The organism is Ruegeria atlantica (genome assembly GCF_013032005.1).
Classification (GTDB): domain Bacteria; phylum Pseudomonadota; class Alphaproteobacteria; order Rhodobacterales; family Rhodobacteraceae; genus Ruegeria; species Ruegeria atlantica_A.
Map to the genome: position 1 here is coordinate 142,398 of NZ_WQBE01000002.1, position 23,364 is coordinate 165,761.

Consider the following 23,364-nt stretch of genomic DNA (forward strand, 5'->3'; position numbering starts at 1 on the left):
GATGCCCGCAATGATCCCCGCCCGCTTTTCCCGCGCCTTGTTCAGCCTGATCATGTCGGGCCTCATGTCCTGCCTGGTGACCGGGATCGCGACGGTAAAAGCCATCGGGTTTGGCCCCAACACCGTCAGCGACTGGATAGCGTCCTGGGCCTTTTGCTGGCCCATCGCCTTCACCGTCATCCTGCTGCTTGGCCCATCCGTGCAACGGTTGGTCAACCGCCTGGTCAGGCCACAGGACTGATCCGCTGTGAAGAGGGCCCGCCGGGCCTGATGAACTGCGCCGCCCTTGTTTTTAGCAGCTAGTGCGCCTCGGCCCAGTTGGCCCCTTGCCCCGCGTCCACGCTCAGCGTTACATCCAACTTCACCGCCGGGTCCGATGCACCTTCCATCACATCGCGCGCCACGTCGATCACCTGATCCACCGCGTCCTCGGCCACTTCGAACAGCAATTCGTCATGCACCTGCAACAGCATCTTTGCGGGTAACCCATTGATCGCATCCGGCATTCGCACCATTGCACGGCGGATCACATCTGCTGCTGTACCTTGGATCGGCGCATTGATTGCCGCCCGGCGCGAGAACCCGGCATGTGGGCCTTTGGCATTGATTTCGGGCGTATGGATTTTGCGCCCAAACAGCGTCTGCACGTAACCATGCTCTTTGGCAAAGGCGACGGTGTCGTCCATGTAGCGGCGAATACCAGGGAACCGCTCGAAATAACGGTCGATGAAACCCTGCGCCTCGGCTCGTGGGATGCGCAGGTTGCGAGCCAGTCCAAAACCCGAGATGCCATAGATCACACCAAAGTTGATCGCCTTGGCCTGACGGCGGATATCCGGCGTCATCTCGTCCAGCGGCACATCAAACATCTCGGACGCGGTCATAGCGTGAATGTCCAAACCATCTGAAAACGCTTGTTTCAGAGCCGATATATCGGCGATATGCGCCAGAATCCGCAATTCGATCTGGCTATAGTCGAGACTGACCAGCACATTGCCCGGCTCGGCAATGAATGCCTCGCGAATGCGCCGCCCTTCTTCCGTGCGCACCGGGATGTTTTGCAGGTTGGGATCGGTCGAGGCCAAACGCCCCGTGTTCGCCCCAGTGATCGAATAAGAAGTATGCACCCGGCCCGTATCCGGATTGATATGGGTCTGCAGCGCGTCGGTGTAGGTCGATTTCAGTTTGGACAGCTGCCGCCAATCCAACACCCGGCGCGGCAACTCATGCTCGGTTGCCAGATCTTCCAAGATATCCGCCCCGGTCGAATATTTACCGGTCTTGCCCTTTTTGCCGCCTTCCAGACCCATCTTGTCGAACAGGATCTCACCCAGCTGCGCGGGTGAGCCGACATTGAAGTTCTCTCCCGCCAGCTCATGGATTTCAGCCTCTAATCCCGCCATTTTCTGCGCAAACGCGTTCGACATGCGGCTCAGGACGTCGCGGTCGACCTTAATGCCGTGCATCTCCATCTCTGCCAAAACCGGCACCAGAGGGCGTTCGAGCGTCTCATATACTGTGGTCACCTGCACCTGATGCAGTTGCGGCTTGAACAGTTTCCACAGGCGCAGAGTGATATCCGCATCCTCGGCAGCGTAAGCCGTAGCTTCATCAATCGGAACCTTGTCGAAGGTGATCGCCGACTTGCCCGAGCCCAGCAATGGTTTGATCGGGATCGGCGTGTGGCTCAGATATCGTTCGGACAGGGTATCCATACCATGTCCGTGCTCGCCCCCATGCATCGCATAGGACATCAGCATGGTGTCATCGATCGGGGCCACGTCGACGCCATACCGTTTGAATATCTTGGCATCGTATTTCATGTTCTGGCCAATTTTCAGGATCGATGGATCCTCAAACATCGGTTTCAGCAGGGTCAGAGCCTCATCCAACGGCATTTGCCCATCGGCCAGCGCATCCGATCCGAACAGATCATCCGTTGCACTTTCGCGATGAATCAGCGGCACATAGCAAGCTTCACCCGCCTCAACGCACAGTGAGATACCCACCAGCTCAGCGATCATTTCATTCAGCCCGGTGGTTTCGGTATCGACCGCGACCCAGCCACGCTCATATGCCTGATCAATCCACTTTTGCAGCGCCCCGGCATCGCGTACGCATTCGTATTTCGACGCATCAAAGGGGACGGCCTCAGCCTCGGCCTCTTCGACCGCAGGTGCGGGCGCATCAGCGATTACCGGGGCCTCGGCCCCCAACTTGTCGGCGATGCGCTTGGTCAGGGTGCGAAACTCCATCTCGGCCAAAAAGCCCAGCAAAGTGTCCGGTTCGGGGTCTTTCACCTCCAGATCGTCCAGGGTGAAGTCCAGCGGAGTATTCTCATCCAATTGCACCAGCTTTTTCGACAGCTCGATCTGATCGCGCTTTTCGATCAGCGTCTGGCGGCGTTTGGGCTGTTTGATCTCTTCGGCACGGTCCAACAGGGTTTCCAGATCGCCATATTCGTTGATCAGCAAGGCCGCTGTCTTGATCCCGATGCCCGGCGCGCCCGGCACGTTATCGACGCTGTCACCTGCCAGCGCCTGCACATCGACTACCCGTTCCGGCCCAACACCGAACTTTTCGAACACCCCATCGCGGTCGATGCGCTTGTTCTTCATCGCGTCCAGCATTTCCACGCCGCCGCCGACCAACTGCATCAGATCCTTGTCCGAACTAACGATTGTCACCCGTCCGCCGGCATCGCGCGCCTGCACGGCGAGGGTCGCGATGATGTCGTCGGCTTCATAGCCCTCTAACTCTTTGCAAGCGATATTGAACGCCTGCGTCGCCTCGCGCGTCAGCGGCATCTGCGGGCGCAGATCTTCGGGCATTGCCTCGCGGTTGGCCTTGTACTGGTCATACAGGTCATTGCGGAAGGTGTGCGATCCCTTGTCGAAAATCACGGCCACATGGGTCGGCGCGTCCGGCCCGGCGTTTCCTTCGACATATTTCTGCAGCATGTTGCAGAACCCAGACACAGCGCCAATCGGCAACCCGTCGGATTTCCGCGTCAGTGGGGGCAGCGCGTGATAGGCCCGAAAAATAAAAGCTGATCCGTCGATCAGATGCAGGTGACATCCTTTTCCGAAATTGCTCATGTACGCGCTCCGTTCTGGTTGGGAACGGTTCTGCCACAGGGCCGTGCAGGTGACCAGCGCAGAAGACAAACAAACTGCGGATCCGAATGCTTAGCCGAGGTTGAATACCCTGCGCGCCTTATCCCAGACCAGCCTTGTACGATCTGCGATTTGCTGCATCTGCTTGTTTAGGGACCGATCATTCAAACGACGGCTCAGTGACCGCAAGGGAACAAGGTTACGCTCACCATACCCATCGATCAGAAGAAACATCCGGGTCTGACCGCGCAACCCGTAGACGATGTTTTCCGCGTGGATGTCACGGCCCACAATCTGCAGTTCGAACAATTTTTCCACAAAACGGTTGAGGTCACCCAGCATCTGATCGCTCAACCCCTGCTGTCGGCACATCGACAAAAGATGGTTCGCAAGCTGGCCATCGCTGGATTGAATCCGTTCAACCACAACCCCCGGCCCGACATCTGTCTGCACAACGCCGAACGACCGTGCCAATGGCAGCTGCGCGATTTCCTCACCGCTTTTCAGCGCGGCTTTCATCTCACATTCGATCTCTTTCAAGGCGTTGCGAAAGGCGGTGTCCGGCAATATCCGCCGCACCAACCGTTTAGAGAACGAGCGGTTCCGGCGTGTACGGGGCCGTGTCACCTTGATCAAAAGCGCGGGCTGATCCGGGTAGGCATACACATTTCTGTGGCCGCCTTTTGCCAGTGGCTCCTGATCCGATAGCCGCAAAAGCTGCACTGCAAATGGCATCCGGCCTCCGTTTCGCGCGGCACCTGCCACTCTGTCAGCTTTGTGCCTGGCTGCCGGACAGCACAAATTTGCAATCACAGTACGGACACTCGACCCAACCAATATCCTCGGGGATTTGCAGCCAGACGCGCGGATGGCCCAATGCGCCTTCGCCGCCGTCACAGGCGACACGGGCGGTTTCGACGATCTTGGTTTCCGGCGCTTCGATTGTCACGGCTGGCGATCCTTCTTCGGTTGTCGGCCTCGCGGGCATGCATTAGGTGCGTTTATGAGCGATGAGCAAACCGGGGGCAAGGGTCACATGGCCGATGCGGCAATCAGGATCGAAGGGCTGCGCAAAACCTATCGTGGCGGCAAGGGCCAGCCCGAGAAGAGCGCATTGAAAGGCATCGACCTGACCGTTCCACGGGGGTCAGTCTTTGGCCTGCTGGGGCCGAACGGGGCCGGAAAATCAACCCTGATCAACATCCTGGCCGGGCTGGTGGTGAAAACCTCGGGCCATGTATCGATCTGGGGCTACGATCAGGACCAGAGCCCGCGCCAGTCCCGTGCTTCCATTGGCGTGATGCCGCAGGAACTGAACCTCGACCCGTTCTTCACCCCGCGCGGTGCGCTTGAGGTACAGGCTGGCCTTTACGGCGTGCCCAAAGCACAGCGCCGCAGCGATGAGATCCTGGAGCTGGTTGGCCTCAGCGACAAGGCCGAGGCCTATGCGCGAACCCTCTCGGGCGGGATGCGGCGGCGGCTGCTGTTGGCCAAGGCGCTGGTGCATCATCCCAAGATCCTTGTGCTGGATGAACCGACGGCGGGCGTGGATATCGAACTGCGTCAGATGCTGTGGGCCAATGTGCGCAAGTTGAACGAACAGGGCATGACTATCATCCTGACCACGCATTACCTGGAAGAAGCGCAGGAAATGTGTGACGAGATCGCGATCATCAATCACGGCGAAAAGATTGCGCAGGACAGCACCGCCAACCTGCTGGGCCGGGTGGACAGCCGCACCATGGTGATTGCTCCGGATAGCCCGGTGACCGATTTGCCGACGACCGAAGGCGTCGAAGCCGCTTTGCGAGACGATGGCACCCTGGTATTGAGCTATCGCAGCGCCCAGACCAGCGCCGAACAAGTTCTGGAATCCGTACGCTCTGCCGGCATCCGCATCCGCGATGTTCGTACCGAAGAAGCTGATCTCGAGGATGTCTTCCTCGCCCTTACCTCATCCCGCGCGAATGAGACCCCAGCAGACGATCAGGATCAGCCGCGCCGGGGCCTGCACCGGGTCAAGCTTTAGACCCGGTCGATTCGAGCCTGGTAGCAATTGTTTCGCGCGGATCGGACGTGGATATAGCTCACGTCGGGGCGGGCAAAGATATCCCTGACGGCAGTGGCAATCTGGTCTGTGGGTGTGATCGCTCCGGTGCCATAGACGATCCGGTCATCGGTTCCGTAGCCCTTGATCAGATAGTCGGGTGACGTGGTCAGAATTTCTGGCAGCCCTTTCCCCTCGTACCGCTCACACTGTGCAGCGCATAGAAATATCGGACCCGTTTCCGCGTAAGGATGTGTCTCTAGAAAAGGCCGGTGCGCCAATATCAGCATCTCTTCGCCCTCAGGAATATTCTGCAGGCAATGGCGGCATGGATTGCCTGTGCCTGTGGATGTCGCGCGCTCTGGCGTGGCGCCATAAGCATCCGGGTGACCAGCCTGAAGGGCGCGCACTTCGTCGGTTGCCAATGCGGTGATCTTGAACATTTTGCGTCTCCTTTTGCCCAATCATGCCCACCCGGAAAATCCCAATCGACCCGTTTCCTGCGCAAAGGACTCGAAAAAGAACAAAACGTGAATATAATATGGAATCGCCATGTATGCCGAACTGTCGATCACGTCGAATTTTACCTTTCTCACCGGGGCTTCACATCCCGAGGAATATATGGAGCGTGCCGTCACCCTTGGCCTACCGGCCATCGCGATTGCCGATGACAATTCGGTCGCCGGAATCGTCCGTGCCCATACCCAAGCGCGCGAAATCGCCCGCAAGGTACGTGAACGGCTGGAGTGGGAAGCGCAGAACACCTCTATCGGCCCACCTTGCCCCGATCACATCCCCAAACCGCTCTCTTACCCCATCCACGCGGTGCCGCGCCTGATCCCAGCGGCGCGGCTGATCTTTACCGACGCGCCCACCGTCACCGCCCTACCCCTGAACCGGCAGGGCTGGGCCAACCTGTGCCGTATCCTGTCCAAAGGCCGCCTGCGCGCCGAAAAGGGCGACTGCATTCTACAGCTGTCCGACCTGTTGGAATTCTCCGACGGTCTCCACCTGCTGCTCTGGCCACAGGCGACACCGTCTCCGGGCGGCGCGAACGGATGGCGGACACAGGCGCAACAGCTAACGCGCCGCTTTGCCGGGCGGATGCATCTGCTGATGCATCCCCGGTATGATGGTGCAGATACTGTCTATTTCTCTTTATTAGAGACTGAATCAAAGCAACTCGGCATTCCCACCCTAGCCAGTGGCACACCGCTGATGCATCACGGCACCCGTCGCAAGCTGGCCGATGTGGTGACCGCCATCCGCCTACGCCGCAAAGTCGATGAGCTCGGTCGCGAAGCGCTGGCCAACGGGGAACAGCGCCTGCGGTCTGAGGCCGAGATGCTGCGGATATTCAAAGGCCACGAAGGCGCGGTCACCCGCGCCCATCAACTCAGCGAACAACTAACCTTTTCTCTGGACGAGCTGCGCTATGAATATCCCAGCGAAGGTAGCGAACAGGAAACCCCGACTCAACGCCTGCACCGCCTGGCGCATGAGGGTTTAAAATGGCGCTATCCGGCGGGCGCGTCGGAAAAGGCGCAAAAGATGCTGGCGCATGAACTGACCCTGATCGGCAAGCTGAAATACGAACCCTACTTCCTGACCGTGCGCGACATCGTCCATTTCGCCCGCTCACGCGGTATCCTGTGCCAGGGGCGGGGCTCGGCGGCCAACTCGGTGGTCTGCTTCTGCCTTGGCATCACCGAAGTCAGCCCCGAGATGGGCACCATGGTCTTTGAACGCTTCGTGTCCGAGGCCCGCGATGAGCCCCCCGATATCGACGTCGATTTCGAACATGAACGGCGTGAAGAGGTGATCCAGCACATCTACGACCGCTATGGCCGCCACCGTGCGGGTCTCTGCGCCACCGTGATCCACTATCGCGGCAAACGCGCCATTCGTGAGGTCGGGCGGGCGATGGGCCTGACCGAAGACACCATTTCAGCCTTATCCTCACAACTCTGGGGCTTTTTCTCTGCCGCCGGGCTTGAGGCTGAACGCATGCGCGAAATCGGTCTCGACCCCGAGGATCGCCGCCTAAAACAGACTCTAATGCTGGTCTATGAGATCAACGGCTTTCCCCGCCACCTTTCGCAACATGTCGGCGGTTTCATCATCACCGAGGGGCGTTTGGACGAGCTGGTCCCCATCGAAAACGCCACGATGGAGGACCGCACGGTCATCTGCTGGGATAAGGACGACATCGACTCTCTGGGTATCCTCAAGGTCGATGTCCTCAGCCTCGGAATGCTCACCTGCATCCGCAAGGCGTTCGACCTGATCGGCCAACACCACCAGACCAGCTATACGCTGGCCACCCTGCCGCCCGAGGACCCAATGGTTTATGACATGCTGTGCAAGGCAGACAGTATCGGCGTGTTTCAGGTAGAATCACGTGCGCAGATGAACTTTCTGCCCCGGATGCGGCCCCGCAATTTCTATGATCTGGTGATCGAGGTCGCCATCATCCGCCCCGGCCCCATCCAAGGCGACATGGTCCACCCCTATATCCGCCGCCGCAACGGAGAAGAGGAGGTCAGCTTCCCCTCGGACGCGTTGGGCGAGGTGCTGGGGAAAACGCTGGGCGTTCCGTTGTTTCAGGAACAGGCAATGCAGATCGCCATTGTCGGTGCCGGGTTTACCCCGGAACAGGCCGACCGCCTGCGCCGGTCGCTGGCAACCTTCAAGAAACATGGCAATGTCAGCGAATTCCGCGCGCTGTTCCTGCGCGGCATGAAGCGCAATGGCTATGACGATGACTTTGCCGAGCGTTGTTTTTCGCAGATCGAAGGCTTCGGCTCTTACGGTTTTCCGGAAAGCCACGCGGCCAGCTTTGCGCTGCTGGTCTATGCCTCGGCCTGGATCAAATGCCATCACCCGGGGATTTTCGCCTGCGCGCTGCTGAACTCGCAACCGATGGGGTTCTATGCGCCTGCCCAGATCGTGCGGGATGCACGCGAACATGGGGTTCAGGTGCGCCCGGTCTGCATCAATGCCAGTTTCTGGGACAATGTGATGGAACCCGACGGTCATGGCGGGCTGGCCCTGCGGCTGGGGTTTCGCCAGATCAAAGGCCTTAGCGAGGAAGACGCCAGCTGGCTGACCGCCGCGCGTGGCAACGGCTACCATCAGGTCGACGATGTTTGGCGTCGCGCGGGCCTTGGACCGTCGGTGATCGAACGACTGGCCGAAGCCGATGCCTTCGCCGCCTGCGATCTGACCCGGCGCGAGGCGCTGTGGCAAGCCAAGGCGATTGCCACCGCCAAACCTCTGCCGCTGTTCTCACAGGATCTGGAAGGCGAGGCGCTGGACGAGCCCGAAGCCTATCTGCCCCAGATGACGCTGGGCGAACAGGTGGTCGAGGATTATGTGGCCACCCGTCTCAGCCTCAAGGCGCATCCGGTGGCCCTGCTGCGGCATATTCTGACACCGGACCAGCGCGACAAAACCACCCCTGTAGCGTAACCCCTGAACCGGCTATTGACCGCGAACAAAATCGAAACCCCGAGATCACGCATGTCCAGACCAACCATGCCCCCGCGATTCCCCGCGACGCCCGAGCAAATCAACGCGCAGGTCAGCGCCTTCTATGCTCGCGTCCGGGAAGACAAAGTGCTGGGGCCAATCTTCAACCGACATGTCGATGACTGGCCCGCGCATGAGGAAAAAATTGCCGCCTTCTGGCGCAACGCCATCCTGTACGAGCGTAGCTATGACGGCAATCCACAGCGGGTTCATATCGAGCGGCCCGATGTAAAACCCGAATTCTTCGCCCATTGGCTAGATCTGTTCGAAGAGGTCGCCACCCGGATGCTGCCACCGGAAACCGCCATTCCCTGGGTCGCCTTGGCGCGTCGTATCGGAGTGGGGATGAAAGCGGGTGTTCAGTCTGCCCGTCAGCCTAAGGACGCGCCGCCGATCCTGCGATGATCGGATATCATACCGGCTTTGACATGTTAGCGGTAAAATAGGGGCTATCAGACTCTGCAAAATGGGTTTATGCAGCGCGAATAGACAGCCCGAGATCACTCCGTGCCGTCCTAAACACCGCACATCACCCGAGGCCAGACTCATGAGCACTCAAAACACCACCCTCCGGGGTCTTGGCTATGCGTTTGCAGGCTTTGCAGTTTTTGCGAGTCATGACGCACTGATCAAAGTGCTGGGCGGGACCTATTCGGTGATGCAGATCATCTTTTTCGCCACGCTGTTTTCCTTCGTGCCGATGGCGGTGACAATCCTGACCGACCGGACAACCGGGAACTTCCTGCCCCATCACCCTTGGCTGGTACTGCTTCGCTCGGCCTTGATGGTTTCGTCCATGGTCTGTGCATTCTATTCCTTTTCGGTTCTGCCGCTGGCTGAGGTCTACTCGCTGCTGTTTTCCTTTCCGCTGATCGTCACCGTCCTGTCGATTCCGATATTGGGAGAGGTCGTGCGCGCCCAACGCTGGGCTGCTGTCGGCGTCGGCCTGATCGGCGTGCTGATCGTCTTGCGTCCTGGCGCGACCGATATCACATTGGGCCACCTCGCCGCCCTGACGGCCGCGTTCTGCAGCGCCTTTGCATCCGTTCTGGTGCGCAAGATCGGGAATGAGGAACGTTCGGCCGTATTGATCTTATACCCGATGCTGCTGGCCATTGTGGCGATGAGCCTTGCCCAACCCGCCGTGTATCTGCCGCCCTCGCTGCTGCATCTGGCAATGATGGCGCTGGTCGGCGTGTTCTCGGTGATCGCCCAGCACCTGATCATCCTTGCCTACCGCGCCGCGCCCGCCGGTGTCATTGCGCCCAGCCAATACAGCCAGATCATCTGGGCCACGCTGTTTGGCATGATCTTCTTCGGCGAAAAACCCGACGCTTGGGTCGCCGTCGGAGCCAGCATCATCATTGCATCCGGCGTGTTTGTGGTTTGGCGTGAGAGCCGGACAAATGCATCCGCCAACACTCCGGTTCTGCGGGTGCGATCACCGCGGTCGGATACGGGTGCGTCGCGTCCGGGTGAATGAAAACGGCGCGCCAATCAGCGCGCCGCAGGCAAATTTCTCGGAGCTAGAGGCTTAGTAAACCACAACCGACCGGATGCTTTCGCCCTTATGCATCAGGTCGAAGCCGTGGTTGATGTCGTCCAGACCCATGGTGTGGGTGATCATCGGGTCGATCTCAATCTTGCCGTCCATGTACCAGTCAACGATCTTGGGCACATCGGTCCGGCCTCGCGCGCCGCCAAAGGCTGTACCTCGCCATGACCGGCCGGTGACCAGCTGGAACGGACGGGTCGAGATTTCGGCCCCGGCAGGTGCCACGCCGATGATGATCGATTCTCCCCAGCCCTTATGCGCCGATTCCAGCGCCGCGCGCATTACGCCGACATTGCCGGTGGCGTCAAAAGTATAGTCCGCGCCGCCCTTGGTCAGGTTGACCAGATAGGGGACCAGATCGCCCTCAACTTCGGACGGGTTGACGAAATCGGTCATGCCAAACTTGGTGGCCATTTCCACCTTGGACGGGTTCAGGTCAACGCCAACGATCTGATCCGCTCCGGCCAGGCGCAGGCCCTGGATCACGTTCAGGCCGATACCGCCCAGACCGAACACGATGGCGCGGCTGCCAATCTCGACCTTGGCGGTGTTGATCACCGCGCCAATACCGGTCGTCACGCCGCAGCCGATGTAACAGATCTTGTCGAACGGAGCGTCCTCACGCACCTTGGCCAGCGCAATCTCGGGCAGGACCGTGTGGTTAGCGAAGGTCGAGCAACCCATGTAGTGCAGGATCGGATCGCCATCCAGCGTCGAAAAGCGCGAGGTGCCATCGGGCATGAGGCCCTTACCTTGAGTTTCGCGGATCGCCTGACACAGGTTAGTCTTGGGGTGCAGACAGTATTCGCATTCGCGACATTCCGGGGTGTAGAGCGGGATCACGTGATCGCCCGGCTTCAGGCTGGTCACTCCCGGGCCGACCTCGACCACCACGCCCGCGCCTTCGTGGCCCAGAATGGCGGGGAACAGCCCTTCGGGGTCGGCACCCGACAGGGTGAATTCATCGGTGTGGCAAATGCCGGTGGCCTTGATTTCCACCAGAACCTCGCCCGCTTTGGGGCCTTCGAGGTTTACTTCCATCACTTCCAAGGGTTTGCCGGCCTGAACGGCGACGGCGGCACGGGTACGCATATCGTTGTCTCCCTGTCTTCTTTGCCCCGACCCTGCGTCAATCGCAGAGGGTTTTCAACTGCGCTTTGGTGACAGATCGGCTAATGATTTGATATTGCAGAAACGACATTGCCGCAAAGAGGAACGCCAATGCGCCGATTTATTCCGATTTTGATCTTGCTGGCCGCTTGCGCCGAAACGCCACCCGCACCGGAAGACGCCCGCCTTGCACCCGAAGCCGCACCGGTCGATCTGGCCTTTTGCGAGGGTGAACCCTTTGGCGATTCCATTGGTCAGCCGGTTTCGACCATTCAGGGCCGGCTGCCTGAACGCGCGCGTGTGTTAGGGCCAGATGATTTGGCCACGCAGGATTACCGCATCGACCGGTTGAACGTGTTCGTCAATGACGCCGGGATCATTCAGCGTCTGACCTGCGGGTAGGCGTGGACTCGGGGCATGATTCTACGATAAGAACAAAATGGGAACATTTTGATGTCTGCCGATGCCCAAACGACGAATACTCTCACTCTGGTTTCCCCGTCTGGGGGCTGAACGGCTGGTCCGCGCTGCGCGGGGCCTGCAGGATGGGCCTTTGGCCGTGGTGGCCGAGCAGGCGAACATGCAGGTGGTCATCTCGCTGAATGCGCAGGCTCAGGCCGCCGGGTTACGCGTGGGGCAGCCGGTGCGCGACGCTCATGCCATGTGCGCCAACCTTGTGACGCGCCCTCGCAATGCCCCGGCCGAGGCCGCGTTTCTAACCGCTTTGCGCCGCTGGGCAGGCAAATTCAGCCCCTGGGTAGCCGAAGAATCACCGGACGGGCTGATTGTCGACCTGTCGGGCTGCGCCCATCTGTTCGGCGGCGAAGAGGCGTTGCTGAGCGTACTTGAGGTCGACTGCGCCGATATGGGCCTGAGCGTACAGATGGGCATCGCCGACACGCTGGGCGCGGCCTGGGCGTTGGCGCGATACGCCGGGCAAGAAGCCACGTCCGACCGCAACGGCGACGCCATCAGCCAAGAGGCCCGTGCCACCCGTGCCCGCGCCACCAAACGGCGGCACTGGACCAAAGGTGGCACCGCGCCGCAGGTGATGGCCTTGGGTGGTGGCGCGCGGATTGCAGCGCCGGGACAATCCTATGGCGCGCTCAGCCCCCTGCCCATCGCGGCGCTGCGGTTGGAGGATCAGACCGTGGCGCAGTTGAACCGGCTGGGCCTGCGCCGGATCGGCGATCTGTTGGGCCAGCCGCGTGCCAGTTTGGCGCGGCGGTTCGGGCGGGGTCTGGTGCTGCGGTTGGATCAGGCCATGGGCAGCGCGCCCGAACCGGTCTCGCCCGCCCGTCCGCCCCATCGCTTTGCGGTGCGGATGACCCTGCCCAACCCAATCGGTCTGATCGAAGACGTCATGGCCGCCATTGATCGGATACTGCCCACGCTTTGTGCAAAACTGGAGGAGAAAGGCCGCGGCGTTCGCACCCTGCGGCTTGAGGCACATCGCGCCGATCAGGCCGCTGAGATTGTCGAAGTCGGTCTCGCCCGTCCGACCTTTGACAAATATCGTATTCGCCCTTTGTTAGAGATGAAAGTCGACAAGATTGATGCGGGTTATGGCATCGACATGCTGCGGCTTGTGGCAGTCCAGACCGAGCCTATCCACGCCCGCACCATGGCGGGCCATGCCGAGGCCCGCCGCGCCGTGCAGGATCGGCTTGAGGGCAACACGGGCGTCGATGATCTGATCGGCAAGCTGGGCGCACGCGTGGGGCTGGAGGCGATCACGCGGCGGCACCCGGCGGCCTCACATATCCCCGAGAAGACGGCGCAGACGCTGGCCGCAGCCTGGTCGGAACCGGCGCATGACTGGCCTGCCCCTCCGCGTCCCCGCCCCTTGCAGATGTGGCAACCCGAACCGGTGATGGCGCCGGAAACCCCGGACGTGCCCAGCGCCTTTCGCTGGCGTGGGCGCGACTGGCAACTGGCACAAGCCACGGGCCCGGAACGCATTGCGCCGGAATGGTGGCTGGACGATCCCAACTGGCGCAGCGGCGTGCGCGATTACTGGGTGGTGGTGACCGAACAGGGCGAGCGGCTGTGGCTGTTTTATGGCCATGGCGGTACCATGTCGGCAGGATGGTTTTGCCAGGGACAGTTTTGTTAGAGTCTATTTTCCACGATAAACCAGCCAATCAGGCAGATAGTCGATCAGACGCACCAGCCAGGAAAATGGTGCTGGAAAATCCGTACGGAATCGGCGACGTGACATCGCTTTGACCACACGATCTGCCGCCTCCTCGGGCGTCATCAGCATCGGCATCTTGAAAGTGTTCTTCTCGGTCAGGCGGGTCTTGATAAAGCCCGGATTGACGATGCGCACCGTCACCCCTGTGCCCGCCAGGTCGAACCGCATGGTCTCGGCCAACGAAACAAGTGCTGCCTTGCTGGCCGCGTACCCCACTGCCGCGGGTAACCCTCGATACCCCGACAAAGACCCGATCAGCGTGATATCCCCGCGCCCCCTGCGTACGAACCTGCGTACAACCTCACCCAGAACCCGCAGGGCACCCGTGTAATTAACATCCGTCATCGCCAGCACGGCCTCGGAATTCCAATCGGCAGAGCGCATCGGTTCATAAGCTCCGGCGTTATAGACCAACCCGTCCACCTCTCCGGCCTCGACCGCGGCACGACGTACAGCGTCCAGATCTGTCACGTCGCACGGAACAGCTTGCGCATTTGGCAGGGCAGAGCAAATCTCGGTCAGACGCTCAGTATTGCGGGCAGACAGGATCAGATGTGCGCCCTGACGGCTCAGCGCCTCGGCCAAAGCCCGGCCCAGCCCTTCGCTGGCGCCAACGATCCAATAGGTTTTTCCTTCAAAGCCGCTCATGCCCTGGCCAATACAGTTGTGTCTATGATTTTACGGCCAGAGCGACGCACTGGATCAAACTCCAGACGTGACAACATAGTGCTTTTGCGAAAAACTTCTAATCCGATTGATCCACCCCGGCATTTCCTGCGTATCCTATTGTAAAATGTCGCTCAAAGAGGATGGCATGTTCGACGAAACCCGAGGCGTACGCAAGAAAATCGCGGTAGTAGGTGCAGGTATCTCAGGTCTGTCGGCCGCTTACTATTTGTCAAAAAACAACGATGTGACCGTGTTCGAGGCCGAACCCCGGCTGGGCGGCCATGCCCGAACCGTCATGGCAGGCAAAAACGGCGACCAACCTGTCGATACCGGTTTCATCGTCTTCAATTATGCCACCTACCCCTATCTGACGCGCCTGTTCGATGAGCTGAACGTGCCCGTCATCAAATCCGAGATGAGCTTTGGTGCCACCATCGACAACGGTCGCATTGAATACGGACTGAACAACCTGCGCACCCTGACGGCGCAGAAACGCAACCTCGCGCGGCCTGCCTATTATAAGATGATCGCGGACATCCTGCGCTTTGGCAAAGAAGCCCCCGAAGCCGCACGTGACGATGACACCACGATCGGAGAGCTGGTCGATCAGCTGCGTCTGGGTCATTGGTTCCGCCACAATTACCTGATGCCGATGTGCGGCGCGATCTGGTCCACTCCGGTGGAGTTCGTGGATCAGTTCCCGGCCCGCTCGCTGGTACAATTCTTCCGCAACCATGCCCTGCTGGCCAGTGGTCGCGCCAATCAGCATCAATGGTACACTGTCAAGGGCGGCAGCATCGAATATGTCCGCCGCATCGATGCCGCGTTACGTGAGCGCGGGTGTGAAATCCGTCTGGCCTGCCCGGTTGAGCATATTCAACGCGGCGATGCCGGTGTGACTGTCCACAGCCTGGGTCAGGTTGATCTGTTCGACGAAATCATATTGGCCACCCATTCCGATCAGTCCCTTGCCATTCTGGGCGAGACCGCAACAGATGCGGAAAGAGCTGCGTTAGGCTCTATTCGCTACCAACCGAACACGGCTATCCTGCACTGTGACCCAAGCCAGATGCCGCGCCGCCGCGCGTGCTGGTCCAGCTGGACCTACCGTTCGCAAGCGGGGAATGTTGGCGTGACTTACTGGATGAACCGACTGCAGAATATTCCAGACAGCGATCCGCTGTTTGTGACGCTGAACGCATCTTCGGAAATTCCCGCGGGTAAAATCTATGACAAGGTCGAGTTTGCCCATCCGGTGTTCGACAAAGCGGCCCTGAAAGCTCAGGGGCAAATCCGCGAGATGCAGGGACAGAACCGAACCTGGTTTGCCGGGGCTTACAACCGGCATGGCTTTCACGAAGACGGGATTGCCAGCGCAATGCATGTTGTTGAGCGCCTTAACGGCACCCCGCACACACTCGGAGCTGACAATGGCATTCCTGCACAAGACCCGGCCATCCCTGCCTCGGCTGATCTCTGATACCTGCCGCGCTGCACTGTTTTCTGTGATCGTGCTGGCCCCGGGCGGGTTGGCCGCGTCACCGATCACCCAGACGCTGACTGATGCGCAACTCAGAGGCAGCGCAACCTTCCGTTTTTTGGGCATGCCGATCTACGAAGCCAAGCTGTATACGCCGCAAGGCAGCGCGCTCAATTGGACGAAGGACTTTGCATTGCAGCTGACCTATCGCAAATCCCTGAAACAGAAAGCACTGGTTGAATCGACGTTGGATGAGATGGCTCGACAAGGAAACCCTGCCCCGACGCAGGCCCGGTTGCAGAAGTGTTTTCAGGCGGTTAGCAAGGGCGACAGCTATATTGCAATCTCGGAAGGCCCGAACAAAGTTGGATTTTGGCGAAACGGCCAAAAGACCTGTACCTTGTCCTATCCCGGCGCCAAAAGCGCCTTTATGTCCATTTTTCTGGGTGACAACACCCGATCGGGCAGTTTCACCCGACAATTGAAGGGCGGATGATGCTGTACCCGCGTGTCAGTCTGTATGCGCTGATGCTCGCTGCGGCGGGGATACCGCTATATATCCATCTGCCGCGATTTGCTGCCGTCAATCTTGGTATCGGGTTGGGTGTGATCGGCACCGTTCTGCTGGTGATCCGATTAATCGATCTGGTGCAGGATCCGCTGATTGGTTGGGCCATAGACCGCTGGCCAAACGCGCAACTGCTGTTTGCTGCGACCGCTGCGATTGGTTTGGCGATCGGGTTTCCAATGCTGTTTGGACTGCCGCCGGGAACAAATATTGCCTTATTAGTCTCTGTTTTAATTCTACTATTCTCAGCCTACAGCTTAGGCACCATCCTGCTTTATGGTCGCAGCGCGACGCTTGCCATACAGCCAGAGCCGAAAGAGTTGATAAGATTGGCCGCATGGCGCGAAGGCGGGCAGTTGACAGGCGTCATCCTTGCAGCCAGCGCCCCAGCCTTCTTCGTAGGATTCGGAGCCAGCGCGCAGGGCTATCCCGCCTTTGGCCTGTTTCTGGGCCTGATCGCGATCTTCACCCTGACCCTGACGATCCCAATCTGGCGCCGACCCCCGATTACTGGCGATGGCCTGTCGTTCAATGGGCTCGCACAAGCTGGTGCGCTGCGCTTGCTGCTGCTGGCGCTGGTCAACAGCTTGCCAGTGGCCATCACTTCGACCCTGTTTTTGTTCTTTGTCGAAGATCGCCTGCAATTGCCGGGAAAAGCCGGACCACTGCTGATCCTGTTCTTCCTCAGCGCCGGGGCCAGCGTTCCGCTTTGGGCAAAGCTGGCTAACCGGATTGGCCCGAAACGAACACTGATCATCGCCATGCCCCTGTCGATCGCGGGATTTGTTGGCGCAGCTTTGTTGTCCGCCGGTAATCTGACCGGGTTCGCCGCAATCTGCCTGGCTTCGGGCGCGGCACTGGGGGCGGATATGGTGGTGCTGCCCGCAATGTTCTCAGTCGCGCTGACGCGGGCGGGGCTGAACGCATCCGCCGCATTTGGCATCTGGTCATTCGCTGGCAAGCTGGGCCTCGCGCTCGCTGCCTTTTTCACTCTGCCGCTGCTGGAACGCAGCGGGTTCACCCCAGGACAGGCAAACTCGGCCGAGGCGTTGCGGACGCTCACCCTCGCCTATGCCGTGCTGCCCTGCATCCTGAAACTCGGCGCGTTCGGGCTGGTCCTGACGTTGCCTTCTGAGGTCTCAGCCAAATGACTATCGTAGCTATCCTACTGCTTGCTATCCTTGTTCTGGTCGCAGCTCAGCGCCGGTTCCTAAGCTTTCGCTCGCAATCCCCTGCCGATTACAGCGGCACCGGGCCTGCCTTTGAAATGAAAGAAGTCCTGAACGGCGAAATCCTGTCCGAAGGGCTGATCTATGGCCCCAATGGGAAGATGTCGAACAGCTTTGTCGCCCGTATGGTGGGGAAATGGGATGGCAACACCGGCACGCTGACCGAGCATTTCACCTATTCCAACGGCAAGAAGATGACCCGCAAATGGCATCTGACGCTGGGCACGGGCAACACGTTTACCGCGACGGCAGAAGATATCGTCGGTGAGGGTCACGGCACAATTTCGGGATCGACCGTGAAGCTGACTTATCGGATCATCCTGCCCCAAGACGCGGGCGGGCACACACTGGACGTCACCGATTGGATGTACCTGACCGAGAACGGTGTGATCATGAACCGGTCCGAGATGCGCAAATTCGGCATCAAGGTCGCTGAACTGGTCGCCACCATGCGCCCCGCGCCCGAAGCTAAAGCTGCGCATGTCAGCGGTTCAAATGGCTATGACACCGCGGTAGAAACGAGGACCTTGCAATGACGCCCCGCCGCATCCTGATCGCGGCCCTTGCCATCGCGGGGCTTGCCGCGCTGACCGCCTGTTCCGCCAAGCCGCGCGTACCTAAAAGCTTTCTGTCCGACCGGCAGTTGAACCTTGAGGAGTTCTTTGAAGGCAAAACCGTCGCCTATGGTCAGTTTCAGGATGTTCTGGGCAATGTCCCCCGCCGATTTACGGTGGATATCCAAGGCACTTGGGATGGTGAAACCCTGACCCTGATCGAGGATTTCGTCTATGACGACGGCGCCACCGAACAACGCATCTGGACCCTAATCAAAACCGGTCAGGACACCTGGACCGGAACTGCGCCTGGCGTTCTGGGCGCTGCCAGCGGGGTCGAGCGTGGTGATACCTTCAACTGGACATACAAGATCGATCTGCCGATCAAAGACGGCACCATGCGGGTCAATTTTGACGACTGGATGTGGCTGCTAAGCGATGATCGTCTGCTGAACCGCGCCTATGTTTCGCGATATGGCGTGCGGCTGGGCGAGGTCATCCTGTTCTTTGAAAAACAGTAGGCCACCAAAAAGGGCGAACCTAAAGGCCCGCCCTTGAATCTAGGTCAAACAGGTCACTTTAGAAGTTGAACCAGACACCAAAGTCGGCCTGAATCCGGCCGTCGTCGTCACCGTCTTTAACTTCGCCAACGGCACCACGCAGTGTAGCGCCCGCACCCAGATCATAGATGGCGCCCACACCGATGTTGCGCGTGTCATTATCGGCCGATCCGTCACCATAGACCAGCTGCAACGTGGTCGCTGCACCCAGGTTATAGGCGACCGAGAAACCGTAAGCAGTGCCGTTTTCATCATCATCGGCCACATCGTCGTCCGCCAGGAACAGCGTTCCGTAGAAGTCATTGAATTCGGCACCCAAAGTGAAGACGGTCAGGCTTTCCTTTTCGACACCATCTCCTTCATCGGTTTCACCATAAACCAGCGAGGCGGTGATGTTGTTGAAAGTATAAGCCGCACTTACGTCCCAACGGTCACGGTCCGTGGTTGCGCCAGTGCCATTGTTTGCAAAGATGGTGTTCTGGTCGTAGGACGCCGAAACAGCAAAATCACCAACGGTGTACTGGAAGAACACGGCATTGTCGCCCGAACCGGTCGATTCATACTCGAGGAACGAGTAGTTCACGCCCGAATACTGACCCAGAAACTCTTCCAGGCCGGGCTCGGTGCCGAAATAGTCATCCAGGTTGTCGAATGAACCGGCCACGTTGCCGGCGTCAACACGTAAGCCACCATAGATAACAGAGAACCGCGCGCCGTTCAGACCGGCGTTGTTGGCTTCACCAGTGTCGGAGTCTTCGTCGGCCTGCAGACGAACACGACCTTCAAACCGAACGCCACCGTCAGTTTCCGTGAAGCCGTCAATATTCAGACGGAAACGTGAGATCAGGATGGCCTCGTCAGAATCTGCCGTGAATTGGTTTACCGTACCATTGGCTGTGGTGGTGGTCAGTGTCGTGTTCTGACGGTCCTCAAGGTAACCAATACCAAAACGGCCATAGCCGCTGAGGTTGATGCCGGATTCGGCCGCTGCGATGCCTGCGGTTGCAATTGTTGCGGTCGACGCAAAAAGAAGTTGTTTCATGATAAGTCCATGAGAGTGAGAGGAGTTTGGCTACAAAGTGTGGCTGAGCGCCTAGTCGAACAAATCGCGGGCATGCTCAACAGGGCCCGCGGACATTCGAACGTCTTGCCCTCGGCTTGCGTTGCAACTTTGCACAGGTGAAATCAGATAAACAAATTTTTATTATTTATTTTTAGATAATTAGCATAGCTTCCAGAAGCCGTTACAAAAAGTTGATCGCAGAAAAAGGCCGCGACCTCTTTAATTTAAAGAGACTGGCCCAATAGCCGTAAATGGTGTTTTCGATACTCATGCCAACGCCTTACGGCCACGCTGATCGGCAAAATCCAACGCTTTCGAATATACCTGCTCAGCCTGCCAAGCTCTTCGGCAGATCAGTTGCCGTAATAGACAAAAGACAGCGACCGGCTGACACCTCCGGGCGGTTTCGGAAAGGGTGAGGCCGCTGCCACCTGTGCCTTGGCTGCCCGTTCAAGATCCGGTGTGCCGTTGGTATCCACCACTTCGACATAATCCAGGGTTCCGTCCGGCTTGATCACGAAAAACACCCTCGCAAAGCCCCGCGCTGCTGTATAGACGATCGGCGCGCGGTTCAGGTGAACCAGAACCTCTCCAGCATAATTCGTCCGGTCAGAATTTCCGGGCCCACGCCCGCCTGAGCGCCTGCCGCTATTGCCCGATGTAAACCTGTCGACACCTCGGCGTGCGTATGTGGTCAGGGGGGATTCAATTTCGCGCGATGGATACCGAAGGTTGCTGAAATCCCGCACGCTACGCAACACGTCCCGCGGTTCAGACTGTGGGCGACGATCCGGCAGTTGTGGGCGGATCGAAGAGGCCACGGCCAGCTCTGATCCTTCGCTGCTTTCCTCTGCCTGCGGTGCGGATTCGGCTTGGGCTGAGGGAATATCGGGCTCGACCGCCTCGCTTTCGGTGGGGATATCCGGCGCAACTGATGGCAATACGTCTTCCGACGGGTCCGGCAGCGCGGCAAGCTGCTCGGCCTCAACCGGTTCAGGTGCCGCGGCCTCAGTAATCGGCTCGGTTACCTCGGGGTTGCTTTCTGGGACTTCGACAACCTCGGCAGTTTCTACGTCCGGAGTTTCTTCCACCTCGTCACTGGCGCTCTGGTCGCCATCCGTGGTCTCTTGGGGTTCGGGGGCTTCTGACTCGACCGGTTCGGGGGAAACGGGCTGCAACACTTCTGAGGTGCCCGTATCGGGCGCAAAGGTTTGTTGGGGATCGTCCGAGGCCACATGCACTTCGCTGGTTGGAATCTCGGCAGGTTCGGGCGGGTCTTCGACCGGAGGTTCAGGCGTTTCCTCCGGTTCGGGTTCAACAGGTTCAGCGACGGCTTCAACCAGATCTTCGAAACTGTTGCCCAGTTCAACCCTGTCGGGTGTATCAGTGTCACCTGATTGTCCGGTCAGTCTGGGTGCGGTCAGGCTTAGCCCCGTCAGATGCAGCAGCAGCGACAGAAGCGCGGCCAGAACCGCAATGACCACCGACCCCCGGATCATTCCAGCGCCTTTTCGGTCACGACAAACACGGATACGGCGCCCAGTCGCCGCAGTTCAGCCGTCACTTCCATCAGCCGAGCGCCCGGCGCCTCGCGATCCGGGACGATACGTACCGGTCCGGGGTCGCGCCCTGTCATATAGGTTTCGGGGTCCATCGGCGCGCCGCGAAAGCTGAGCGTTCCGTCCCGGTGTAACACCAGCGCATCGGGCGGTTCGCGGCCTTCCAACTCGGACGTGTCGACCAGATTCAGATCAGGGTCCAGCGGCGTGGCCACCGTTCCCGCGATCAGAAAGAAGATCAGCATCAGGAACACGACATTGATCAGCGCAATGGTCGAGTCGCGTTTGCGGCGGGGGCGGCCAGGACGGATCATTCCAGCACCAGAACGCTGAGGCCCTCGCGCCCGCGCAGCAAAACCAGCAGGTCCACCAGCCGCTGCGCCGTCGTGTCAGGGTCCAAACTGACCAGCACCTGCCCGGTCGTCACCTGTGTGGTCAGGTCCGCAAGCGTGACCGGAGTACCGTTCAGAACCAGCCTTTCTTCTCCCAGCTGCACAAAGGCGCGATCTTGAGGTGTGTCCGCGGTCGGGTTGCCCGCTGTGGCAGCGCTCAGCTCGATCTCGCCATATTTGGAAAAGGTCGAGGTCAGCATGAAAAACAGCAGCAACAGAAAGATCACGTCGATGAGCGGTGTCATCGCCAGTGGTCGCCTGACAAAGGGTGCGAGGTTACGCATGTCCGGGCGTGGCCGCCATGCTCTGTGCGTCCTCGGCCAGCGGGATGGCCTGCCCCGGCACCAGTACGGTGCGCAGCGCCTTGTCGGCGAACACCCGTTCCCGTGCGGTGCGGCTTTCGAACCACGACAGCACCATCGAGGTCGGCATCGCCACCGCCAGGCCCACCGCAGTGGTCACCAGCGCCACCCAGATACCACCCGCCAACAGCGACGGATCAACCGAGGACCCGGCGGTTTGCAGACTGCGGAACGCTTCGATCATGCCCAGAACCGTACCAAACAGACCCAACAGCGGCGCCAGCTGCGCCACCGTATCCAGCAGACGGAAACCACGTTCAAGCCCGGCCAGCGCCAGCCCCGCCTCGGCATCCAACCGTTGATCCAGACCGGGTGCGTCCGGCGCATCCATCGCCACGCCGACCAGCGGCGCAAGATAGCTGTTGCTTTTGGCCAGTCGCGCGCGGGCGGCTTGCTTGTCACCGGCATCCCAAGCGTCCAGCGCCTGCGACAGCACCCGGTGCCGACCAACACCCGAGGCGGCGAATTGCCAAAGCTTGTAAAGCGTCACCGCCAGCGTCACCACGGACATGGCGATCAGGATGGCCACAACCGGCCCGCCCAGGGCCAGAATTTCGCGCAGGGCGTCAAGAATACTCATCCCAAAAGCTCCACTTCAGTACGGCTGCGCAAGGTTGGTGTTTTGTCGCAGATTTCGCTGTCAGCACCGTCGACGGTACAGCCGCTTAGCCCATTGATCAGAACCCGCCCAAGATTTTCACAGGCGATGTCGCGTACATCAAACTGACGCACGCGGGGGCGTTCCGCTGGCAGGTCCCGAAATCCAAAAAGGGTAAAGCGTTCGAACACACCAGCGGCATCGAAAATCACCACCTGATAATTGGCAGTGTCGATCGCCGTTGCAGTTTCGTTTTCGACCAGAAAGGTCAAACGGCAGGCGCCTTCGACATCTTCAGTCGCGTTCAGCTCGACCACCAACCCCGGCGCATCCTTCGCCGTTTGGGCCTGAGCCGCAAAGGGCAGCGTGCTAACGATGGCAGCAAGGGCCAAAGGGCGAAACTTCATGAATACGCTCCCAATTGTTTCACGCAGGCAGAGGTTCTGACAGCGCTATGTCCGTCTTATCCAAGACCGCTGGGGCGCGAAAGGGTTGCGGACATCTTTGTGATAAAGTGCGATTTTCGACCCGTTCAACCCTATTGCCGGGTCAAGGGCAACAGCGTGCTGCTCTAGTTGATGTCACTGGGGCAGTTGCGGGCAGTCCTATGTGTCATCGCGCAGTCCACTCACTGGCACGAACAGACTTACATGTCGGACCTGCGCCCACTTCAGGTCTGATCGGCTTAAATTTCTCGTTCGCAAGCACACTCACACGTGAATAGCTATCGGGGAAGGGGTGCAAACAAACCTCGTGGTAACGTCAGCTTCTGCT

The 23,364-nt window shown here is 59.5% G+C and carries 24 protein-coding genes; 12 read left to right on the plus strand and 12 right to left on the minus strand.

What is annotated here, in order from left to right; genetic code table 11:
- Nucleotides 1-10 precede the first annotated feature (10 nt).
- Nucleotides 11-241 carry a DUF2798 domain-containing protein gene (locus GOX21_RS06525; protein ID WP_170349700.1) on the plus strand — a complete coding sequence of 77 codons (231 nt, stop codon included), beginning with the start codon at nucleotides 11-13 and terminating at the stop codon, nucleotides 239-241.
- A gap of 58 nt (nucleotides 242-299) precedes the next feature.
- Here the strand turns inward: GOX21_RS06525 and polA are convergent, their stop codons facing one another.
- The 3 genes from polA to GOX21_RS06540 form a co-directional block, all read right to left on the minus strand.
- Nucleotides 300-3,098: a DNA polymerase I gene (gene polA, locus GOX21_RS06530; protein WP_170376333.1), complete on the minus strand. Its 2,799-nt coding sequence runs from the start codon at nucleotides 3,096-3,098 to the stop codon at nucleotides 300-302.
- Between the two features lie 90 nt (nucleotides 3,099-3,188).
- Entirely contained in the window at nucleotides 3,189-3,851 is a 663-nt protein-coding gene (locus GOX21_RS06535; RefSeq protein ID WP_170376334.1) for a YrbL family protein, read from the minus strand.
- Between the two features lie 34 nt (nucleotides 3,852-3,885).
- Nucleotides 3,886-4,065: a zinc-finger domain-containing protein gene (locus tag GOX21_RS06540; protein ID WP_170349697.1), complete on the minus strand. Its 180-nt coding sequence runs from the start codon at nucleotides 4,063-4,065 to the stop codon at nucleotides 3,886-3,888.
- A gap of 87 nt (nucleotides 4,066-4,152) precedes the next feature.
- Here GOX21_RS06540 and GOX21_RS06545 point away from each other — a divergent pair, with 87 nt between their 5' ends.
- Nucleotides 4,153-5,145, plus strand: coding sequence for an ABC transporter ATP-binding protein (locus tag GOX21_RS06545; protein WP_170376711.1), 993 nt, complete (start codon nucleotides 4,153-4,155; stop codon nucleotides 5,143-5,145).
- Here GOX21_RS06545 and GOX21_RS06550 read toward each other — a convergent pair.
- The gene (locus GOX21_RS06550; RefSeq protein ID WP_170376335.1) at nucleotides 5,142-5,606 is read right to left on the minus strand and encodes a DUF1203 domain-containing protein; all 465 of its coding nucleotides are present in this window, start codon (nucleotides 5,604-5,606) and stop codon (nucleotides 5,142-5,144) included. The genes GOX21_RS06545 and GOX21_RS06550 overlap by 4 nt on opposite strands.
- 109 nt (nucleotides 5,607-5,715) lie before the next feature.
- On the opposite strand from GOX21_RS06550, the gene GOX21_RS06555 reads away from it, so the two are divergent.
- From GOX21_RS06555 to GOX21_RS06565, 3 genes are all read left to right on the plus strand, one after another.
- Nucleotides 5,716-8,634 carry an error-prone DNA polymerase gene (locus GOX21_RS06555; protein WP_170376336.1) on the plus strand — a complete coding sequence of 973 codons (2,919 nt, stop codon included), beginning with the start codon at nucleotides 5,716-5,718 and terminating at the stop codon, nucleotides 8,632-8,634.
- A 51-nt stretch (nucleotides 8,635-8,685) separates the two neighbouring features.
- Nucleotides 8,686-9,099 (plus strand): group III truncated hemoglobin, encoded by a 414-nt coding sequence (locus GOX21_RS06560; RefSeq protein WP_170376337.1) that lies wholly within the window; start codon nucleotides 8,686-8,688, stop codon nucleotides 9,097-9,099.
- A gap of 142 nt (nucleotides 9,100-9,241) precedes the next feature.
- Nucleotides 9,242-10,177, plus strand: coding sequence for a DMT family transporter (locus GOX21_RS06565; protein ID WP_170376338.1), 936 nt, complete (start codon nucleotides 9,242-9,244; stop codon nucleotides 10,175-10,177).
- Between the two features lie 51 nt (nucleotides 10,178-10,228).
- Here the strand turns inward: GOX21_RS06565 and GOX21_RS06570 are convergent, their stop codons facing one another.
- Entirely contained in the window at nucleotides 10,229-11,341 is a 1,113-nt protein-coding gene (locus tag GOX21_RS06570) for an S-(hydroxymethyl)glutathione dehydrogenase/class III alcohol dehydrogenase (RefSeq protein WP_170360895.1), read from the minus strand.
- 129 nt (nucleotides 11,342-11,470) lie between these two features.
- Between GOX21_RS06570 and GOX21_RS06575 the strand changes: the two genes are divergently transcribed.
- Nucleotides 11,471-11,761: an I78 family peptidase inhibitor gene (locus GOX21_RS06575; RefSeq protein ID WP_170376339.1), complete on the plus strand. Its 291-nt coding sequence runs from the start codon at nucleotides 11,471-11,473 to the stop codon at nucleotides 11,759-11,761.
- A gap of 61 nt (nucleotides 11,762-11,822) precedes the next feature.
- Nucleotides 11,823-13,475 (plus strand): DUF6504 family protein, encoded by a 1,653-nt coding sequence (locus tag GOX21_RS06580; RefSeq protein WP_170376340.1) that lies wholly within the window; start codon nucleotides 11,823-11,825, stop codon nucleotides 13,473-13,475.
- A 3-nt stretch (nucleotides 13,476-13,478) separates the two neighbouring features.
- Here GOX21_RS06580 and GOX21_RS06585 read toward each other — a convergent pair whose 3' ends face one another.
- Nucleotides 13,479-14,204, minus strand: a complete 726-nt coding sequence (locus GOX21_RS06585) for an SDR family NAD(P)-dependent oxidoreductase (RefSeq protein WP_170376341.1) — start codon at nucleotides 14,202-14,204, stop codon at nucleotides 13,479-13,481.
- A gap of 166 nt (nucleotides 14,205-14,370) precedes the next feature.
- Here GOX21_RS06585 and GOX21_RS06590 point away from each other — a divergent pair, with 166 nt between their 5' ends.
- Genes GOX21_RS06590 through GOX21_RS06610 form a run of 5 tightly spaced genes read left to right on the plus strand, consistent with a single transcriptional unit; the run spans nucleotide 14,371 to nucleotide 18,577 of the window.
- Nucleotides 14,371-15,705, plus strand: a complete 1,335-nt coding sequence (locus GOX21_RS06590; RefSeq protein ID WP_170376342.1) for an NAD(P)/FAD-dependent oxidoreductase — start codon at nucleotides 14,371-14,373, stop codon at nucleotides 15,703-15,705.
- Nucleotides 15,656-16,201 carry a hypothetical protein gene (locus GOX21_RS06595; protein ID WP_170376343.1) on the plus strand — a complete coding sequence of 182 codons (546 nt, stop codon included), beginning with the start codon at nucleotides 15,656-15,658 and terminating at the stop codon, nucleotides 16,199-16,201. The genes GOX21_RS06590 and GOX21_RS06595 overlap by 50 nt, the downstream gene beginning before the upstream one ends.
- Nucleotides 16,201-17,424: an MFS transporter gene (locus GOX21_RS06600; RefSeq protein WP_170376714.1), complete on the plus strand. Its 1,224-nt coding sequence runs from the start codon at nucleotides 16,201-16,203 to the stop codon at nucleotides 17,422-17,424. Before GOX21_RS06595 ends, GOX21_RS06600 begins: the two co-directional genes overlap by 1 nt.
- Nucleotides 17,421-18,038 (plus strand): DUF3833 domain-containing protein, encoded by a 618-nt coding sequence (locus GOX21_RS06605; protein ID WP_170376344.1) that lies wholly within the window; start codon nucleotides 17,421-17,423, stop codon nucleotides 18,036-18,038. Before GOX21_RS06600 ends, GOX21_RS06605 begins: the two co-directional genes overlap by 4 nt.
- Complete coding sequence (locus GOX21_RS06610; protein ID WP_170349684.1) at nucleotides 18,035-18,577, plus strand: DUF3833 domain-containing protein; 543 nt, start codon at nucleotides 18,035-18,037, stop codon at nucleotides 18,575-18,577. The genes GOX21_RS06605 and GOX21_RS06610 overlap by 4 nt, the downstream gene beginning before the upstream one ends.
- A gap of 58 nt (nucleotides 18,578-18,635) precedes the next feature.
- Here GOX21_RS06610 and GOX21_RS06615 read toward each other — a convergent pair whose 3' ends face one another.
- From GOX21_RS06615 to GOX21_RS06640, 6 genes are all read right to left on the minus strand, one after another.
- Nucleotides 18,636-19,658, minus strand: a complete 1,023-nt coding sequence (locus GOX21_RS06615) for a porin (protein WP_170360912.1) — start codon at nucleotides 19,656-19,658, stop codon at nucleotides 18,636-18,638.
- 374 nt (nucleotides 19,659-20,032) lie between these two features.
- Nucleotides 20,033-21,178, minus strand: a complete 1,146-nt coding sequence (locus GOX21_RS06620; RefSeq protein ID WP_170376345.1) for a TonB family protein — start codon at nucleotides 21,176-21,178, stop codon at nucleotides 20,033-20,035.
- Nucleotides 21,175-21,552: an ExbD/TolR family protein gene (locus GOX21_RS06625; RefSeq protein ID WP_170349681.1), complete on the minus strand. Its 378-nt coding sequence runs from the start codon at nucleotides 21,550-21,552 to the stop codon at nucleotides 21,175-21,177. The genes GOX21_RS06620 and GOX21_RS06625 overlap by 4 nt, the downstream gene beginning before the upstream one ends.
- Nucleotides 21,549-21,875: a biopolymer transporter ExbD gene (locus GOX21_RS06630; RefSeq protein WP_170349680.1), complete on the minus strand. Its 327-nt coding sequence runs from the start codon at nucleotides 21,873-21,875 to the stop codon at nucleotides 21,549-21,551. The genes GOX21_RS06625 and GOX21_RS06630 overlap by 4 nt, the downstream gene beginning before the upstream one ends.
- A 31-nt stretch (nucleotides 21,876-21,906) precedes the next feature.
- Entirely contained in the window at nucleotides 21,907-22,572 is a 666-nt protein-coding gene (locus GOX21_RS06635) for a MotA/TolQ/ExbB proton channel family protein (RefSeq protein WP_170349679.1), read from the minus strand.
- Entirely contained in the window at nucleotides 22,569-22,997 is a 429-nt protein-coding gene (locus GOX21_RS06640) for a hypothetical protein (protein WP_170349678.1), read from the minus strand. Before GOX21_RS06640 ends, GOX21_RS06635 begins: the two co-directional genes overlap by 4 nt.
- Between the last annotated feature and the right edge of the window lie 367 nt (nucleotides 22,998-23,364).

What these genes read in the sequence shown, in the direction of transcription:
- GOX21_RS06550 (WP_170376335.1), bottom strand. Translation starts at nt 5,606, where the DNA reads ATGTTCAAGATCACCGCATTGGCAACCGACGAAGTGCGCGCCCTTCAG.
- GOX21_RS06565 (WP_170376338.1), top strand. Translation starts at nt 9,242, where the DNA reads ATGAGCACTCAAAACACCACCCTCCGGGGTCTTGGCTATGCGTTTGCA.
- GOX21_RS06595 (WP_170376343.1), top strand. Translation starts at nt 15,656, where the DNA reads ATGGCATTCCTGCACAAGACCCGGCCATCCCTGCCTCGGCTGATCTCT.
- GOX21_RS06580 (WP_170376340.1), top strand. Translation starts at nt 11,823, where the DNA reads ATGCCCAAACGACGAATACTCTCACTCTGGTTTCCCCGTCTGGGGGCT.
- GOX21_RS06640 (WP_170349678.1), bottom strand. Translation starts at nt 22,997, where the DNA reads ATGAAGTTTCGCCCTTTGGCCCTTGCTGCCATCGTTAGCACGCTGCCC.
- GOX21_RS06600 (WP_170376714.1), top strand. Translation starts at nt 16,201, where the DNA reads ATGCTGTACCCGCGTGTCAGTCTGTATGCGCTGATGCTCGCTGCGGCG.
- GOX21_RS06545 (WP_170376711.1), top strand. Translation starts at nt 4,153, where the DNA reads ATGGCCGATGCGGCAATCAGGATCGAAGGGCTGCGCAAAACCTATCGT.
- GOX21_RS06585 (WP_170376341.1), bottom strand. Translation starts at nt 14,204, where the DNA reads ATGAGCGGCTTTGAAGGAAAAACCTATTGGATCGTTGGCGCCAGCGAA.
- GOX21_RS06615 (WP_170360912.1), bottom strand. Translation starts at nt 19,658, where the DNA reads ATGAAACAACTTCTTTTTGCGTCGACCGCAACAATTGCAACCGCAGGC.
- GOX21_RS06605 (WP_170376344.1), top strand. Translation starts at nt 17,421, where the DNA reads ATGACTATCGTAGCTATCCTACTGCTTGCTATCCTTGTTCTGGTCGCA.
- GOX21_RS06575 (WP_170376339.1), top strand. Translation starts at nt 11,471, where the DNA reads ATGCGCCGATTTATTCCGATTTTGATCTTGCTGGCCGCTTGCGCCGAA.
- GOX21_RS06635 (WP_170349679.1), bottom strand. Translation starts at nt 22,572, where the DNA reads ATGAGTATTCTTGACGCCCTGCGCGAAATTCTGGCCCTGGGCGGGCCG.
- polA (WP_170376333.1), bottom strand. Translation starts at nt 3,098, where the DNA reads ATGAGCAATTTCGGAAAAGGATGTCACCTGCATCTGATCGACGGATCA.
- GOX21_RS06590 (WP_170376342.1), top strand. Translation starts at nt 14,371, where the DNA reads ATGTTCGACGAAACCCGAGGCGTACGCAAGAAAATCGCGGTAGTAGGT.
- GOX21_RS06620 (WP_170376345.1), bottom strand. Translation starts at nt 21,178, where the DNA reads ATGATCCGGGGGTCGGTGGTCATTGCGGTTCTGGCCGCGCTTCTGTCG.
- GOX21_RS06560 (WP_170376337.1), top strand. Translation starts at nt 8,686, where the DNA reads ATGTCCAGACCAACCATGCCCCCGCGATTCCCCGCGACGCCCGAGCAA.
- GOX21_RS06570 (WP_170360895.1), bottom strand. Translation starts at nt 11,341, where the DNA reads ATGCGTACCCGTGCCGCCGTCGCCGTTCAGGCCGGCAAACCCTTGGAA.
- GOX21_RS06625 (WP_170349681.1), bottom strand. Translation starts at nt 21,552, where the DNA reads ATGATCCGTCCTGGCCGCCCCCGCCGCAAACGCGACTCGACCATTGCG.
- GOX21_RS06525 (WP_170349700.1), top strand. Translation starts at nt 11, where the DNA reads ATGATCCCCGCCCGCTTTTCCCGCGCCTTGTTCAGCCTGATCATGTCG.
- GOX21_RS06630 (WP_170349680.1), bottom strand. Translation starts at nt 21,875, where the DNA reads ATGACACCGCTCATCGACGTGATCTTTCTGTTGCTGCTGTTTTTCATG.
- GOX21_RS06610 (WP_170349684.1), top strand. Translation starts at nt 18,035, where the DNA reads ATGACGCCCCGCCGCATCCTGATCGCGGCCCTTGCCATCGCGGGGCTT.
- GOX21_RS06535 (WP_170376334.1), bottom strand. Translation starts at nt 3,851, where the DNA reads ATGCCATTTGCAGTGCAGCTTTTGCGGCTATCGGATCAGGAGCCACTG.
- GOX21_RS06555 (WP_170376336.1), top strand. Translation starts at nt 5,716, where the DNA reads ATGTATGCCGAACTGTCGATCACGTCGAATTTTACCTTTCTCACCGGG.